The sequence below is a fragment of the uncultured Formosa sp. genome, assembly GCF_947500765.1.
Classification (GTDB): domain Bacteria; phylum Bacteroidota; class Bacteroidia; order Flavobacteriales; family Flavobacteriaceae; genus Formosa.
This window is the reverse complement of record NZ_CANMTH010000004.1, coordinates 78,469-93,753: the sequence shown is the minus strand read 5'-3', so window position 1 is coordinate 93,753 and position 15,285 is coordinate 78,469. Positions and strand designations below refer to the sequence as shown.

The window sequence follows — 15,285 nt, the reverse complement described above, 5'->3', positions numbered from 1 at the left end:
CTTGAAATTTAAGGTTTTACTTTCGTATAACTTTTACAATACCACTGTTGCTTAATTTAATAATAGACGATGGTTTTGTGTTCTTTTTTTCGTGGGGCAAATTTACGACATAGTCTACACCTTTTAAAATATCGGGAGCGATTTCTTTAAATGATTTTGGAGTAGGGTAACCACTTATATTTGCTGATGTAGAGACAATAGCACCATTACATTTGCGAGAGAGTTGAAAACAAAACTCGTCGTCAGGGATACGAATTGCTATGGTGTTATCTTCGGCGATTAAATTTGGAGCTAGATTTTGGGGCTCGTCGTATATAATTGTTATTGGTTCTTCATGAATATCGAAAATACTATATGCTGCTTCAGGTATTTTTTTTACGTATTTTTTTAGCATTCTATCGTCTGCAACTAAGCAAATGAGTGCTTTACTGTCTTCGCGTTTTTTTAATTTAAATATTTTTTCTACAGCTTCTGGATTAGTCGCGTCGCAACCAATTCCCCAAACGGTATCTGTAGGATAAAGTATTAGTCCTCCTGCTTTAAGAACGGCTACTGCATTTTTAATTTCTGTGTTCATGTGTTTAATTAACTGTGTTTTTTATAATACAAAGTAACCAAAACAATTTTAAATAGGAATCAATTGTTATTAAAAGCAAAAAAGTAATTGTAATTTTGTGTTATGAAATATGTAGTAAATAAAAACTATTTAAGCGCTCAGGAATTCTTAACAGATTGTATTATACATTTTGATACAAAAGGAGAGGATTTTGGTAACCAAAAAAGAAATGCTTTAAAATTATTTAAATTTGAAGCAGAAACTCTAAACTTTAAATCTTTTAAGGTTCCTAATATAGTAAACCAGATTGCATATAAATTTTTTAGAAAAAGTAAAGCTCAACGTTCTTACGAGTATGCTTCTAAGCTTAAAAGTTTAGGAATTAATACTCCAGATCCTATTGCGTATTATGAGTTTTCTACTCCATTTTTGTTTAAAAAGAGTTACTACATTAGTGCACAATTAGAGTGTGATTTAACGTATAGAGAGCTTACACGCGATTTAAATTATCCAGATCATGAAGCTATTTTACGTGCTTTTACAAGGTTTACATACAAGCTTCATGAAAGTCATATTAAATTTTTAGATCATTCTCCAGGAAATACTTTAATTAAAAAAGTAGGTGAGGCGTATGAGTTTTATCTAGTAGATTTAAATAGAATGGAATTTAAAGCCATGTCTTTTGAAGAACGTATTAAGAATTTTTCGCGATTAACTACTCATAAATCTATAGTGAAAACTATGAGTGATGAATATGCTAAAGTTTCTGGTGAAGATTTTAATGCAGTTTTTAGTTTAATGTGGATGGAAACGGAAGCTTTTCAAGAGAAATCTAAAAATAAAAAGGCTTTAAAAAAGAAATTAAAATTCTGGAAAAACTAAGTTTATTCTCTTCCTTTTCTCAATAACCATAATTTTAAATAACGCATAAAAATAACATAAGCCTGTAAGTTACCAATGGTAAAACCTACAAGTCCATCTCTAAATCCTGCCTGTAAAATGTAATGTTTAAAAAATCCCCAAAACGGTTTTATTACAAAATGGTAAGGCGTTAATGTTCCTGTTTTTTTATCGTAATCTTTAGCTTGCCACCATGCATAGCGATTCATTTTTTCTAAATACTTATCGAAAGTAATATAAGTGTTATGATAAAATTTATGCTCTAATTTCCCTACAGAGCCTTTTACTTTAATCTCAGCATGTACATGTTTGTCTTCGTATGTACATAAATCACGTTTAAAGAGACGGATTACTTTGTCGTTTCTCCAACCACTATAATGTACACGTTCTCCCATAAAGTGGTTCATCCTACCAATCCAATAGGCAACATGTTCTGGAGCTTTTAGAGTGTTTAGAATTTCAGTTTTTAATTCAGGAGTAACACGTTCGTCTGCATCTACTAATAAAATCCATTCGTGTTTAGCTTGAGGTATAGCCCAATTTTTTTGAGACGCAGAATATTCATATTCACGACGGATTACTTTGGTTGCTAATTTTAGTGCTTGGTCGTAAGTGCCGTCTGTACTAAAACTGTCTACTACTAATATTTCATCTGCAAAATCTACAGATGAGATCACATCTTTAATATTATGAATCTCATTTCCTGTAGGAATGATCGCTGTAATTTTAGTCATTTTGTTTAGGTAGGTTATATGGGGTGTTAAAACTTTTAAGGGTGAAGTAATTTAAAAGTTTTCGAATTTTATATTTTCGGATTAAATTTAATGGTTTTCGTTTTAAATAACTTTTATCTTCATTTAAAAACGAAATTGTAGCATCTATGACACGTGAACTAGATTTTCCGTCGAAATAAGGGTGTAAGTCTTTAATAAAAATTTCGATGTTTTTTATTAAGTCTTCTGATGGATTTAAAGCTGTATTAAAAGCAGATTCTAGTTCTTTGGCTTGATGTGTATGGATTAGATAATTATGATTGAATGTATGATTAAAAGCTACTACGGGTTTTTGTTGTAATAAAAATTCTTGAATAGCAGAAGTCGTATCTGCAAACATAATATCTGCCTGTTTGTATAAAGGAACTAAATTTGTAGTGTTATGAAAAGTGAAATTTTCACTGTCTAATGCTTGCCATTTCTTTACAATATTTATAGGTGATTTAGGGTGTAATACCATAATGAAATTGAAAGTTCCGGTAGTCGATAATCTTTTAATTTCTTGATAAACATCGTCGTTATAAGCTAAACTTAATCGTTCTGTAAACGTAGAGGCTATCATTACAGTTCTTCCAGATTCTTTTTTAGTAATTGGAAATAAAGGATCTACCTTACTCCAACCGGTTTCAATGACTTTAAAGTTTTTGTGTTTTTTTTCTAATTGTTTAAATATAGAAGTGGTGCTGGGACCTTGAGTACAGTATAAATCAAAAAAACCACGAATGCGGAAGTGTGTAAAGGAATTGGTCTTTTCTGGCCTTTTTTCAGCGTTAAAACCATGAAATACTTGTGCCTTTATACCTGTAATAAAATCAGGAACATAATTAGTTGCAGTTAAAACAATATCTGGTTTATAATTAACTACATCTTTTATATTTTTCAAAACATTAGTTTTTGTATTTAATGCTTTGTATCCATCTTCTAAATCGCTAAACCATTTTACATCGTAACCTCTGCTTTTTATTTCTTCTTCTAAAGGATTACCAATTGGCAATGCATAACTGTAAGATATATATATTAAGAATTTATATTTCAAGGTGATTGTGCTTAAAATTTATAATTAAAAGTCTCTATATCTTCTGCAAACCAAGCTGCCACAATGTTTTTGGTTTCCTCATCATAAAATTGTTTATACCCACTAGGTTTAGTCGAGTTTAGGTGTGGCAAATTGGGATCTATACCAATAGTGTTTGCAACAGCTTTATACTCTTCGTTTAAATTCTCAAAATGAATTATTGTATCTAAATCAATTTCTTCATTATTATTTTTAAGCCAAAACACTTGCGGAGCAAATAAAAGAGGTCGTTTTCCGTAGTAAAAATCGTCTTGTTCAACAAAAACTTTAGTTACCCAATCTTTAAAAGAAATGGGATTATCTTTCATGTTAGATTTATTTGTTTTTGTTCTGAATTTGTACTGAGAGACAACTTTAGCCCATGGATTTCTAACCACTGCAAACTTATAAACACTATCCCATTTTTTCTGCCCAATGTATTTAATAACTTCTTTTACAGTTAAATGCTTACGGTATGCTTTCCCAGTTATACTAATAATACTAGTCCCGCCAGTTTTTGCGATGTGAATGAAAACAAATTTTTTATGTTCTCCACTTTTTACCGGAGAGTTGAAAAATAGACCAATACGGTTATTGATTCTTTTATAAAGTTTTGTTTCCATGTAAATAAATTATTACGCAAAGATAACAAATTGTTTAAGCTTATTTTTTTAGAATCAGGTGTTCTTTATATAATTTGATTTTGAAATCGTGTTTAACTTAAAGAAATTGTTTATGCCAGAAATATCAGTAATATTAAGTACTTATAATGCAGAAGCTTGGTTAGAAAAAGTGTTATGGGGTTATAATTGTCAATTGTTTAAAGATTTTGAAATTGTAATTGCAGATGATGGTTCTAAATCAAGTACCAAAGATTTAATACATAGGTTTAAAAAGACTACGAGTTTACAATTAATTCATATTTGGCAAGAAGATGATGGCTTTCAGAAATCTAAAATTTTAAATAAAGCCATACTTGCTTGTAATGCAGAATATATTGTAATGAGTGATGGTGATTGTATACCTAGATTAGACTTCTTAGAAGTACATAATAAACATAAACAAAGTGGATATTTTTTGTCTGGTGGTTATTTTAAGTTGCCTATGGGGATTTCTAAGAAAATTAAAGAAAAGCATGTGCTTTCTGGTAAATGTTTTAAAATAAAATGGCTTAAGAAACAGGGGCTAAAATCGTCTTTTAAAAATAATAAACTGAATGCAAAAGGTTTTAAATCTGAACTTTTAAATACCGTAACACCGACTAGAATGACATGGAATGGACATAATTCTTCCGGATGGAAGGACGATATATTAGCCGTAAATGGATTTGATGAACGTATGCAATACGGCGGACAGGATAGGGAACTAGGGGAGCGTTTATTTAATTACGGTATAAAATCTAAGCAAATACGTTACAGTGCAGTTTGTGTACATTTAGATCATAAAAGAGGTTATAAAACAGAAGAGTCTATTGCTAAAAATAAAGCGATTAGAAAATACACAAGAGATTCTAAAACGATATGGACCTCCTATGGGATTACTCAAGAAAGTATTGTGCTTACTGCTTAAAACTTTAAATTTAGTGTAAAAGCTTTTATATGGTTAAGATCTCTAAAATTTTTTAATTCCCCTTTTTTTAATAGGGGAATTAAAAAACAAATCAACATGTATTACTAATACTTTTATAACGTTTAATACACTAATTAAACAGCTACATTATTTTCGCGAAGCGCATCGTTTAAAGATGTTTTCTTATTAGTACTTTCTTTACGTTTACCTATAATTAAAGCACATGGTACTTGAAATTCTCCAGCAGGGAATTTTTTAGTGTAACTTCCAGGAATTACTACAGAACGTGCAGGAACTCTACCTTTAGTTTCTACAGGAGTATCTCCGGTAACATCTATAATTTTAGTACTCATTGTTAGTACAACATTTGCACCTAAAACAGCTTCTGTTTCTACATGCACACCTTCAACAACGATACATCTAGATCCTACAAAAACATTATCTTCAATAATAACAGGAGCAGCTTGTAAAGGTTCTAACACCCCACCAATACCAACACCACCAGAAAGGTGAACGTTTTTACCAATTTGTGCGCAACTACCTACAGTAGCCCAAGTATCTACCATAGTACCAGCATCTACATAAGCACCAATGTTTACATAACTAGGCATTAAAATAGCACCTGCAGCGATATAAGCTCCATGACGCGCTACAGCGTGAGGTACTACACGAACTCCTTTTTCAGCATAACCTGTTTTTAACGGAATTTTATCATGGAATTCCAATGGTCCACATTCAATTGTTTCCATTTTCTGGATAGGGAAATAAAGTACAACACCTTTTTTTACCCATTCATTTACTTGCCATCCGTTTTCGGTAGGTTCTGCAACACGTAATTCTCCAGAATCTAAAAGAGAAACTACTTTTTTAATCGCGTTAATAGTTGTTTCTTCGGTTAATAAAGCTCTGTTCTCCCAAGCTTCTTCTATGATAGATTGTAATTCTTTCATTATAATTCTTTAAATTTTTTCAAATATACTTTTATAATTTATCTCCTTAAAACCCAATACATAAAAAAATCCTAAATCTTTATAGATAGAATCTATAATACTTTTGTTTCTTAACACTAACTTTGTATAAAAAAGAAAGAATGGCACGTGTTTTAGCAATAGATTATGGAAAAGTAAGGACTGGAATTGCAATAACCGATGAATTTCAAATGATAGCTTCTGGATTAACAACTGTTAACACTAAAGAATTAATATCGTTTTTGAAAGACTATATTTCTAAAGAAAAAGTAGAACTTTTTGTTGTAGGAGAGCCTAAGCAAATGGATGCTACAGCGTCTGAAAGTGAAGCTTTTATAATCCCTTTTTTACAGAAACTATCTAAAGCTATTCCGCAAATTCCTGTAACACGTGTAGACGAACGTTTCACATCTAAAATGGCCTTTCAAACTATGATTGATAGTGGACTAAAGAAAAAACAACGCAAAAATAAGGCTTTAGTAGACGAAATTAGTGCGACATTAATATTACAGAGTTATTTATCTTCAAAATAATTATGCGATTTTTACAGATTTCTATTAAGTTTTTAGCCTCTTATCGGTAAATAAACAATTTTTAGCTAAATTTTTAACTAAAATGGAAGTTAGATTTTATATTTGCTTCAAATTAGTTAATGCTATGAACTATAATAAGTTATTGTTTTTTGTAATCGTCTTGTGTTTTGGAGCTTTTTCTCTAAATGCTCAGAGTAACGATTTTAATAAAACGGATCAGATTCCATTAGAAATAAAAGATACACCTCTTTTTCAATCCAACACTTTTCTTTTAAAAGAAAAGAAAACCTTAAAAATAGTAAACAGACACAGTGATTTAATCAATACTATAGTTAATTCTAAGATTAAATGTACACTTAATTTCTTCACTATTATAAGAGATGTAGCGGCTTGCTAGCAATAAAATGCTCTTAAAAATTACGACACTGTCTTAAAGGATATTTAATATTATAGGCTATTAACGGTAAGAATTGTATTTTTGCATTTCAAATTTTTATAACGCACAAAAATGATTTTACCAATTGTCGCTTATGGCGATCCCGTATTAAAAAAAGTAGGAGAAGATATTGATGCAGAATATCCGAAGTTAAATGAACTTTTGGATAATATGTTCGAGACTATGTATAATGCATTTGGGGTAGGACTTGCTGCGCCACAAGTAGGTTTGCAAATTCGTTTATTTGTTATAGATACTACACCTTTTGCAGAAGATGAAGATTTATCTGAAGCAGATAAAAAAGCTCTAGAAGGGTTTAAAAAAGTATTTATTAATGCACAAATTACGAAAGAAGAAGGTGATGAGTGGGCATTTAATGAAGGGTGTTTAAGTATTCCAGATGTTCGTGAAGATGTATTTAGAAAACCGTCTATTACAATTGAATATTTGGACGAGAATTTTGAAAAGCATGTTGAAACATACGACGGACTTATGGCACGTGTTATACAACATGAGTATGACCATATAGACGGTATACTGTTTACAGAAAAACTCTCTACATTAAAAAAACGTTTAATAAAAGGACGTTTAGATAATATTTCTAAAGGAAAAATTAGAGTCGATTATAAAATGCGTTTCCCAAAACAAAAAAAGAGACGATAATATTTGTATAACACTTACAAACACAAGATATTTGCGATCTTTTAAAAAATAAATTATGAGCTTAGATAAAGTATTAGCTATTTCAGGAAAACCAGGATTATATAAATTAATCATGCAAACGCGAAACGGATTTATCGCAGAGTCTTTATTAGATAATAAAAGACTTTCTGTAACTATGAATCATAACGTAAGTGTGTTAAGCGAAATTGCTATTTATACATTAACAGAAGAAGTGCCATTAAAAACAGTACTTGAAACTATTGCTACAAAAGAGAGTAATGGTCCTTCAAGTATTAGCCATAAAGACAGTAAGGATAAATTAGAAGAATACTTTTTTGGAATTTTACCAGAATATGATGAAGATCGTGTATATCCAAGCGATATTAAGAAAGTAATTCAATGGTATAATTTACTTCAAAAGAATGATCTTTTAGATTTTACTGAAGAAGAATCTGAAGAAGAAAGTGAAGTAGTAAAAGAAGAATCTGTTTCAGAAAAAGAATAAATTCAAATTTCATATAAACATATTAAAGTCCGACCTCGAGTCGGACTTTTGTTTTTATTACCTTTACTTATCAATAATTTTATCTTTTAAATACATTATGAATACACGTGCCCAACAACTTCAAGCTTTCGATAGATTATTAACCATTATGGACGAATTACGCGAGCAATGTCCGTGGGATAAAAAGCAAACTATGGAGACGCTCCGTCATTTAACCATAGAGGAAACCTACGAACTTGGGGATGCTATTTTAGATAACGATTTACAAGAAATTAAAAAAGAGTTAGGAGACGTATTACTTCATATTGTATTTTATTCTAAAATAGGAAGCGAGACTGAAGCTTTTGATATTGCAGATGTTTGTAACGGTATTTGCGAAAAATTAATAGACAGACATCCTCATATTTATGGAGATGTAAAAGTTGAAAATGAAGAAGACGTAAAACGTAATTGGGAGAATTTAAAGCTTAAAGAAGGTAATAAAAGTGTACTTCAAGGTGTGCCTAATAGTTTGCCTGCTTTGGTTAAAGCTAGCCGAATTCAGGAAAAAGTTTCAGGTGTAGGTTTCGATTGGGAAGAACCACACCAAGTTTGGGATAAAGTTGAAGAAGAACTAGCAGAATTAAAAGTAGAAATAGATAAAGGCAATCAAAAAGAGATGGAAAATGAATTTGGGGATGTGTTATTTTCTCTAGTTAACTACGCACGTTTTCTTAAGATTAATCCTGAAAATGCCTTAGAACGCACAAATAAAAAGTTTAAAAAACGATTTGAATATTTAGAAGCACAAGCAGCTTTAATTAATAAACCATTAAAGGATATGACTCTTGCAGAAATGGATGTATTTTGGGAAGAAGCGAAAAAAATGTAATGTTTTTATAATATCGTAATCCAATACAGTTTTTTCTACGTATATATTAATATGAGTGACATAAATCTTTTATAGATTGAGATTAATAGCATAATCCTTACATTTTAAACTATGTCATTCAGAATTTGTTATTTCTATATAGGTTAGGAAATAATGGTTTAGTTAGTTTAGTTAGTAATTTAATCCTACTTGATACAAGTTATCAAGTAGGATTCAGTTTTTATAAGTGTTTTTTGCTTTCTACTTTCACTTTTTCTTTGGGTCTAATAATCATTCTAAAAGATTGATCTTTATTAATGTAATATCCCATCCAATCGTAAAATGCACGCATTCTGTTTCTAAAATTAACTAGAGACATAATATGAACAAAAATCCATACACACCAAGCTATAAATCCTTTTAGAAAGAATTTATGATCAGGGCCATCTGTCACTGCTTTATTACTACCAATAATGGCCATTGAGCCTTTATCTGTATATTTAAAAGGTTCCCAAGTGTTGTTTTTTAAGTTTTTTCCTAGGCTTTTAGCTTGCTGAATTGCTACTTGTGCTAATTGAGGGTGACCTCCTGGATAGTTTTTATCTCCAATAACTATGGATGTATCACCAATAGCATAAATGTTTTTGTACCCTTCAACTAAATTGAAGGTATTTGTTTTTAAACGCTTTCCGCGACCATAATTTTCTTCCTTAAAACCTTCAAAGGTTCTAGCAGATATTCCTGCAGCCCAAATTAAATTTCTAGAATGTATTTCTGTATTGTCTGAAAGAGACACAACATCGTCTTTAAAATCCTTAACAAAGGTGTTTAGTTTTATAATAACACCGTAGTCTTTTAAATTTTTGTATGTATAACCTTGTGTTTTTTTAGACATTGCAGCAAGAACAGCATCTTGCCCGTCTATAAGATAAATGTTACCTAAATCGCTAGGGTTTAATTCTGGATAATCTTTTTCTAAAATATGCGAACGCATTTCAGAAAATAGTCCAGAAAGTTCAACACCAGTAGGACCTGCTCCTGCAATAACAAACGAAAGTAATGTTTTTCTTCTTTCAGGATCTTGTATTCTTGTTGCGCGCTCTAAACGTGTAAATATCACATTACGTAAGGCTAAGGCATCTGAAATAGTTTTCATTGGTAAACTATTCTCTTCAATATTCTTGTTACCAAAGAAATTGGTTTCTGCACCAGAGGCCATTACTAAAATGTCGTAACTTAATTCTCCGTTACTTAGGATAATTTTGTTTTCATCGGGAACTACTTTTTGTAATTCACCCATGTAAAACTTTACATTGTCATGTTTTCTTAAAATTTTTCTAAACGGATAACTAATGGCAGAAGGTTCCATAAAACCAGCTGCAACTTGATAGAGAAGAGGTGGGAAAAAATTATAATTGTTTAAGTCTACTAAAATAATTTTGTATTGATGTGCTTGTTTTAATTGGTTTATAAATTCTAAACCAGCAAAACCACCACCAACAACTATAATTGTTTTCTTATTTTCCATAATAATAAGGTTAATTTAGTTGAATTAGCGGCAAAGATAATGTGGTTTTTTCTAAAACAAGTATACTTATATATAAGATTATTATAAATTATTTATAAACCTTAAAAGCATAAAAAAACGTCCATTAAAATTGTTTTTAATGGACGTTTCAATACTATTAAAATGCAACTTAGTATAAGGCTTTAATTTTACTAAGTTTTGTTTTCCAGAGAGTTAAAGAATCTTTGTGTCTTGCAATGTTTGCATGTACTTCTTTAACTAAAGGATTATCGTCTTTTACGTTTGTAAAAAACTGTAAATTGTTTTCTAATTGATTAATTTCACTTTTAACTTCATCAATTTTTTTACGAATAAATAAGCGTTCGTTGTCTAGATATCTTGAATCTTCAGCGTTACTAAGTTCGTCTAATTTGTTTTCAAATTTAATGAGTTCTGCTTCGTTACTATCAACTTTTACTTGTTTAAAAAGTTCGTCTAGGGCTTTATTAAATTTACCTTCTATAAAACGTTTGTTACTTGGTACACGACCAATAGCTTTCCAAGCTGTAATTTGAGTTTTAATAGTTTCTAGATCTGCTTCTTTATCGTTTGTAAATTCTATAGTTTTTATATGATCTAAAAGCTCAGTTTTTGCTTTAAAGGCAGTATTTTCAACCTCGTTTTCAGCATTCTTTTTAGAATGTAATTTGTCGAAATAGCCATTACAAGCAGCTTTAAATTGTTTCCAAATTTTATCACTGTCTTTACGTGGCACATGACCAATTTTCTTCCAATCGTTCTGAATGCGTTTCATTAATGGAGTAGTCGTTTCAAAATCGTCACTGTTTTGATTGTCTTCAGCGATTTTGATTAAATCTAATTTTTTTTGAAGATTATCAAATTGTTCCTTTTTTAAATCCTTATAGAACACATTTTTCTTACGGTTAAAAGCTCTAACCGTTTCTTTAAACCTAGCCCAAGTTGCCTCGTTTACTTTTAAAGGTACTTTTCCAGCACTAAAAAATTGTTCTCTTAGTTGCTCTATTTCTTTAATTTTAGCTTGCCAACCGTTGTGAGATTTAGCTCCAGCAGTGGTTAAAGCTTCAATTTTTTCTATAATTTCTATTTTCTTTTCTAAATTCTTTTCGTAAACTTTATCTAGCTCATTATAATATGCTTGGCGCTTATTATGTATAATTTTTGTAGCAGCTTTAAAGCGATTCCAAATCTCTTCACGATATTCTTTAGAAACAGGACCCAACTCTTCTTTCCACATTTTATGAAGTACTTGTAACTCTCTAAAAGAACGATTAGTATCGTCGTCTTGAGCTAATTCTTCAGCACGTTCTATTATTTTTAGTTTTAGGTCTAAATTATGTTTAAAATCTAAATCTCTTAAATCGCGGTTTAAATGAAGAAAATCGTAAAAAATCTCTACATGGTGGTGGTAGCTATTCCATGCATTATTGTATTTGTCTCTAGGAATAGGGCCTGCATTACGCCATTGATCTTGTAAATCTTTAAAATGCTTGTAAGTTGTATTAATGTTTTCTTCTACATTAATTAATCCCTTAATCTCTTCTATAATTTGAAGTCTATTATCTAAATTAGACTTTAAATTTGTTTCTATATTTTTATAATGAGAATGCAGATTACCTCGGTATTCTTTATACGCATCTTTAAAACGTTTTTGAATTGGACTGGAGTAGTAAAAGTCTATTTCGTTACCTCCTTCATTTAAAAACTCTTCCTTCTTTTCGTCTATTAACGTATTAAATTTAGAATTGAATTCGTTTTTAATACCATCAACATGTTCTTTAATGGCCTGAACTTTTTCACCTGAAACTAATTTTTCAAGTTCGATAACCAATGCTTCTAAAGACATTGCATCATATTCCTTAAAAGGAATTGTATGTCTATCATTGTTGCCTTCATCTTCTGCATCTTCTGCATTGGAAGCTTCTATCTCCTCAAAAACTACATCTTCATTTTTTACATCATCTTCTGTTGATGTGGTAATTTCTTTTTGTGATATTTCTTCCGAAGTTGTTGCTATTATTTCTTGCTCTTCGTTTCCGTCTACGTGTTGTAGGTTATCTTGCTCTGACATTTTAAAAAATGTTTGGTTCATTATTATTAGTCTCTAAAGATACTAACAACTCTTATAATTACAAAGTGTTGTTATAGTTTAAATGAAACTGTTTATTGTTTTATAAATTCCAGATTTTCCAGGATTTTTCTGCTTGATTAACAAGCATATTATATCCGTTTAAAATGGTTGCTTTTTGTACTTTTCCTTTTCTTAAAAAAGTAGTTTCTTCTGGATTGTAAATAAGATCAAAAAGTAAATGTTCTGATGTAATATCATTGTAAGGAATATTCGGAGAATCATCTACATTCGGAAATGTACCAACAGGAGAGCAGTTAATAATTAATTTATACTTACCTAAACCTTCAGACATTAACGTGTCGTAACTTATTGTTTGGTCGTTTTTTGGAGATCTAGAGACGTACTTGAATTTTATTTTTAGTTTTTTTAAGGCATAGGCAATGGCTTTACTAGCGCCTCCAGTACCTAGAATTAAAGCATGTTTGTGATGTGGTTTTAAATATGATTCTATAGATTTTTTAAAACCGTAATAATCGGTATTACTTCCTATTAGTTTTCCTTTTTTTGTGATTCTAATAGTGTTTACTGCACCTATTTTTTTAGCCTTTTTGTCTAATTTGTCTAAAAAGGGAATTACTTGTTCTTTATAAGGTATTGTTACATTCAATCCTTTTACCTCTGGATTGTTTTTAAATATTAAAGGAAATTCCGAAATATCATTTAAATCAAAATTTTCATAAGTGGTATCTGTAATATTTAAATCTTCAAATTTTTTTTTAAAATATGTATTTGAAAATGAATACGAAATTTGCTTTCCTAAAAGGCCTAGTTTATTCATGAATTGATCGTGTTTTTTCGCCATACATTTCTAATGCTAATACAATACCTATTCCGAATATAATTAAGGAAATGGCAATAAAAGTTTCAGAATTTAGCTCAGGAATATAGCGAATGTAATTAGTAATAACTTTAGATCCTGTAGAGTCTAAAGCCGGCTCTCCAGATGGTAATGTTTTGAAAATAGTTTCTTTCCATGGCCAAACTACACCTAAAGAACCTACAATAAACCCTATAATAGATGCCATTGTAATACTTTTATGATGTTTTAAAATATAGCTTAAAACATGAGAAAATGTGACTAGTCCTGTTAAAGACCCGAAGGTGAAAACAGTTAAAACTTTTAATAACCGAATACGTATTGGGTTATGTATAAATTCAAAATCCCATTGAAGAATATTTGCAAAGGTATCGTATAATGCATTTACTGAATCTACAAGTAAGAGTACGTAATTTCCAAATAGAATTAAAATGAAGGATCCGGAAAACCCTGGAAGTGTCATTCCTGAAACACTAATTATTCCACAAAAAAATACAAACCAGAGATTATCGTTTTCTTTTGCAGGGTCTAAAAAACTAATGCTAACTCCTAGAGCTGTACCAATAATTAATGCAATTATAGTTTTGTAATTCCAGTCTTTAAAATCTTTACTGATGTAGTAAATGGAGCCGATAATCATTCCAAAGAATACACTCCATACATATAATTCGTAATACTTTATTAAGTAATCTAGAATTTTAGAAATACTAAAATAACTAATTATCATTCCTGAAAAGAGCAGACTTAAAAACCGACCATTTATATATTGGTAGAGACTTCTAAACCTTCCGCTAATAAGAAGTTTTAAAGCTTTACCATTAAATTTTTGAAGAGAATAAATAAACTCTTCATAAAAACCAGAAACAAAAGCAACAACACCACCCGAAATTCCAGGAACTTTATTGGCTGCTCCCATTCCTAATCCTTTTAGAACTAAGAAAATTTTATCTGATAATGTTCTTGTACTTTCCATTAGCTTCTTTTAGTACCAACTCTTTCTAAAATAAAGATAGTTAAAAAACCAGCAATCATTAGACCAATTGCAGGAATTAGATGTGCATTAATTTGGTTCATATCTGCATATATAGATGGTAATGTACTGCGTTCTACTATTGTTTTATAAAGATCGGTAGTTTGAGTTTGTTGTTCAAAAATAGAAAGCGTTCCTAATTTAGAGACTTCAGTAAATGGTAAAATATGTCCAGTGCTTTTTTCTAACACTGTAGTTGTTAGTTTCCAAGGCCATACCTTATTTAGCGATCCAAAAATAAACCCTGTAAGTACAGCTAATGTTGTATTGTGATAGTGTTTAAATAACCATTTTAATAAATGACTAAAACTTAATAATCCGATTAAAGCACCTGAAACAAATAAGATGATTTTCTTTACATCAAAATCATGTAAAGCATCACTAAGCGTTTTATAAGCTCCTAAGATTAGGAGAATAAAAGATCCAGAAATTCCTGGTAATATCATGGCACAAATAGCAATAGCTCCAGCAAAAAACAAGAACCATGGATTTTCTGAGCTATTTAAAGAAGGTAAAGTTGTAATGTAATATGCTAATACAGCACCTGTAATAAGACTAAGAACAGCTGCTATATTCCATTTTTCTATTTGTTTTCCAACAAAAAATATACTTGCTATAATTAGTCCAAAAAAGAAAGACCAAATATAGATAGGGTGGTGTTCTAATAAATATTTAGCAACGCGCATAAACGAGATAAAACTAACAACAATTCCGGAAAGTAGCGCGAGTATAAAATTTCCGTTTAATTGTGTCCAAAACGAACTAAAACCTTGAGTTTTTAATGTTTTAAAAAGAGACAAATTTACACCACTTATGGTTGCAATAAGCTCTTCGTAAATTCCAGAAATAAATGCGATTGTTCCTCCTGATACTCCTGGAACAGCATCGGCAGCTCCCATTGCTAATCCTTTAAGAGAAATGATTAGATAGTCTTTTAATTGTCGTTGCATTTTT

The 15,285-nt window shown here is 30.4% G+C and carries 17 protein-coding genes; 7 read left to right on the top strand and 10 right to left on the bottom strand.

What is annotated here, in order from left to right; translation table 11 throughout:
- Positions 1–16: 16 nt before the first annotated feature.
- Positions 17–577: an L-threonylcarbamoyladenylate synthase gene (locus Q1B05_RS09305; protein ID WP_299779925.1), complete on the bottom strand. Its 561-nt coding sequence runs from the start codon at positions 575–577 to the stop codon at positions 17–19.
- 102 nt (positions 578–679) lie between these two features.
- Between Q1B05_RS09305 and Q1B05_RS09300 the strand changes: the two genes are divergently transcribed.
- On the top strand, positions 680–1,438 hold the full coding sequence (locus Q1B05_RS09300) for a lipopolysaccharide kinase InaA family protein (protein ID WP_299779923.1): 759 nt from the start codon (positions 680–682) through the stop codon (positions 1,436–1,438).
- Between the two features lie 2 nt (positions 1,439–1,440).
- Here the strand turns inward: Q1B05_RS09300 and Q1B05_RS09295 are convergent, their stop codons facing one another.
- The 3 genes from Q1B05_RS09295 to Q1B05_RS09285 are packed head-to-tail and all read right to left on the bottom strand — an operon-like array spanning position 1,441 to position 3,906.
- Positions 1,441–2,190 (bottom strand): glycosyltransferase family 2 protein, encoded by a 750-nt coding sequence (locus Q1B05_RS09295; RefSeq protein ID WP_299779921.1) that lies wholly within the window; start codon positions 2,188–2,190, stop codon positions 1,441–1,443.
- On the bottom strand, positions 2,183–3,265 hold the full coding sequence (locus Q1B05_RS09290) for a CDP-glycerol glycerophosphotransferase (protein ID WP_299779919.1): 1,083 nt from the start codon (positions 3,263–3,265) through the stop codon (positions 2,183–2,185). Before Q1B05_RS09290 ends, Q1B05_RS09295 begins: the two co-directional genes overlap by 8 nt.
- Positions 3,266–3,276: 11 nt before the next feature.
- Positions 3,277–3,906 carry a sulfotransferase family 2 domain-containing protein gene (locus Q1B05_RS09285; RefSeq protein ID WP_299779917.1) on the bottom strand — a complete coding sequence of 210 codons (630 nt, stop codon included), beginning with the start codon at positions 3,904–3,906 and terminating at the stop codon, positions 3,277–3,279.
- Positions 3,907–4,018: 112 nt separating this feature from the next.
- On the opposite strand from Q1B05_RS09285, the gene Q1B05_RS09280 reads away from it, so the two are divergent.
- Complete coding sequence (locus Q1B05_RS09280) at positions 4,019–4,852, top strand: glycosyltransferase family 2 protein (protein ID WP_299779915.1); 834 nt, start codon at positions 4,019–4,021, stop codon at positions 4,850–4,852.
- Between the two features lie 134 nt (positions 4,853–4,986).
- Here the strand turns inward: Q1B05_RS09280 and Q1B05_RS09275 are convergent, their stop codons facing one another.
- A complete protein-coding gene (locus Q1B05_RS09275; protein ID WP_299779913.1) occupies positions 4,987–5,802 on the bottom strand; it encodes a 2,3,4,5-tetrahydropyridine-2,6-dicarboxylate N-succinyltransferase in 816 nt (271 codons plus the stop codon).
- Positions 5,803–5,942: 140 nt separating this feature from the next.
- Between Q1B05_RS09275 and ruvX the strand changes: the two genes are divergently transcribed.
- The 5 genes from ruvX to mazG all read left to right on the top strand — a co-directional run bounded on the left by ruvX (position 5,943) and on the right by mazG (position 8,828).
- Positions 5,943–6,353, top strand: coding sequence for a Holliday junction resolvase RuvX (gene ruvX, locus Q1B05_RS09270; RefSeq protein ID WP_299779911.1), 411 nt, complete (start codon positions 5,943–5,945; stop codon positions 6,351–6,353).
- A gap of 124 nt (positions 6,354–6,477) precedes the next feature.
- Positions 6,478–6,750 carry a hypothetical protein gene (locus tag Q1B05_RS09265; RefSeq protein ID WP_299779909.1) on the top strand — a complete coding sequence of 91 codons (273 nt, stop codon included), beginning with the start codon at positions 6,478–6,480 and terminating at the stop codon, positions 6,748–6,750.
- 111 nt (positions 6,751–6,861) lie between these two features.
- On the top strand, positions 6,862–7,452 hold the full coding sequence (gene def / locus Q1B05_RS09260; RefSeq protein WP_299779907.1) for a peptide deformylase: 591 nt from the start codon (positions 6,862–6,864) through the stop codon (positions 7,450–7,452).
- A gap of 55 nt (positions 7,453–7,507) precedes the next feature.
- Entirely contained in the window at positions 7,508–7,957 is a 450-nt protein-coding gene (locus tag Q1B05_RS09255; protein WP_299779905.1) for a DUF5606 domain-containing protein, read from the top strand.
- Between the two features lie 97 nt (positions 7,958–8,054).
- Entirely contained in the window at positions 8,055–8,828 is a 774-nt protein-coding gene (gene mazG / locus Q1B05_RS09250) for a nucleoside triphosphate pyrophosphohydrolase (RefSeq protein ID WP_299779903.1), read from the top strand.
- A gap of 220 nt (positions 8,829–9,048) precedes the next feature.
- On the opposite strand, the gene Q1B05_RS09245 is transcribed toward mazG, so the two are convergent.
- The 5 genes from Q1B05_RS09245 to Q1B05_RS09225 form a co-directional block, all read right to left on the bottom strand.
- Positions 9,049–10,335 (bottom strand): NAD(P)/FAD-dependent oxidoreductase, encoded by a 1,287-nt coding sequence (locus tag Q1B05_RS09245; protein ID WP_299779901.1) that lies wholly within the window; start codon positions 10,333–10,335, stop codon positions 9,049–9,051.
- Between the two features lie 169 nt (positions 10,336–10,504).
- Positions 10,505–12,424 (bottom strand): DUF349 domain-containing protein, encoded by a 1,920-nt coding sequence (locus Q1B05_RS09240; protein WP_299779899.1) that lies wholly within the window; start codon positions 12,422–12,424, stop codon positions 10,505–10,507.
- 100 nt (positions 12,425–12,524) lie between these two features.
- On the bottom strand, positions 12,525–13,286 hold the full coding sequence (locus Q1B05_RS09235; protein ID WP_299779897.1) for a shikimate dehydrogenase: 762 nt from the start codon (positions 13,284–13,286) through the stop codon (positions 12,525–12,527).
- Positions 13,255–14,274 (bottom strand): DUF368 domain-containing protein, encoded by a 1,020-nt coding sequence (locus tag Q1B05_RS09230; RefSeq protein WP_299779895.1) that lies wholly within the window; start codon positions 14,272–14,274, stop codon positions 13,255–13,257. The genes Q1B05_RS09235 and Q1B05_RS09230 overlap by 32 nt, the downstream gene beginning before the upstream one ends.
- On the bottom strand, positions 14,274–15,281 hold the full coding sequence (locus Q1B05_RS09225) for a DUF368 domain-containing protein (protein WP_299779893.1): 1,008 nt from the start codon (positions 15,279–15,281) through the stop codon (positions 14,274–14,276). The genes Q1B05_RS09230 and Q1B05_RS09225 overlap by 1 nt, the downstream gene beginning before the upstream one ends.
- Positions 15,282–15,285 lie beyond the last annotated feature (4 nt).

Bases quoted from the DNA above. Each gene is read 5' to 3' on its own strand.
- Q1B05_RS09305 (WP_299779925.1), bottom strand. From the start codon at position 577: ATGAACACAGAAATTAAAAATGCAGTAGCCGTTCTTAAAGCAGGAGGA.
- Q1B05_RS09300 (WP_299779923.1), top strand. From the start codon at position 680: ATGAAATATGTAGTAAATAAAAACTATTTAAGCGCTCAGGAATTCTTA.
- Q1B05_RS09295 (WP_299779921.1), bottom strand. From the start codon at position 2,190: ATGACTAAAATTACAGCGATCATTCCTACAGGAAATGAGATTCATAAT.
- Q1B05_RS09285 (WP_299779917.1), bottom strand. From the start codon at position 3,906: ATGGAAACAAAACTTTATAAAAGAATCAATAACCGTATTGGTCTATTT.
- Q1B05_RS09280 (WP_299779915.1), top strand. From the start codon at position 4,019: ATGCCAGAAATATCAGTAATATTAAGTACTTATAATGCAGAAGCTTGG.
- Q1B05_RS09275 (WP_299779913.1), bottom strand. From the start codon at position 5,802: ATGAAAGAATTACAATCTATCATAGAAGAAGCTTGGGAGAACAGAGCT.
- ruvX (WP_299779911.1), top strand. From the start codon at position 5,943: ATGGCACGTGTTTTAGCAATAGATTATGGAAAAGTAAGGACTGGAATT.
- Q1B05_RS09265 (WP_299779909.1), top strand. From the start codon at position 6,478: ATGAACTATAATAAGTTATTGTTTTTTGTAATCGTCTTGTGTTTTGGA.
- def (WP_299779907.1), top strand. From the start codon at position 6,862: ATGATTTTACCAATTGTCGCTTATGGCGATCCCGTATTAAAAAAAGTA.
- Q1B05_RS09255 (WP_299779905.1), top strand. From the start codon at position 7,508: ATGAGCTTAGATAAAGTATTAGCTATTTCAGGAAAACCAGGATTATAT.
- mazG (WP_299779903.1), top strand. From the start codon at position 8,055: ATGAATACACGTGCCCAACAACTTCAAGCTTTCGATAGATTATTAACC.
- Q1B05_RS09245 (WP_299779901.1), bottom strand. From the start codon at position 10,335: ATGGAAAATAAGAAAACAATTATAGTTGTTGGTGGTGGTTTTGCTGGT.
- Q1B05_RS09240 (WP_299779899.1), bottom strand. From the start codon at position 12,424: ATGTCAGAGCAAGATAACCTACAACACGTAGACGGAAACGAAGAGCAA.
- Q1B05_RS09235 (WP_299779897.1), bottom strand. From the start codon at position 13,286: ATGGCGAAAAAACACGATCAATTCATGAATAAACTAGGCCTTTTAGGA.
- Q1B05_RS09230 (WP_299779895.1), bottom strand. From the start codon at position 14,274: ATGGAAAGTACAAGAACATTATCAGATAAAATTTTCTTAGTTCTAAAA.
- Q1B05_RS09225 (WP_299779893.1), bottom strand. From the start codon at position 15,281: ATGCAACGACAATTAAAAGACTATCTAATCATTTCTCTTAAAGGATTA.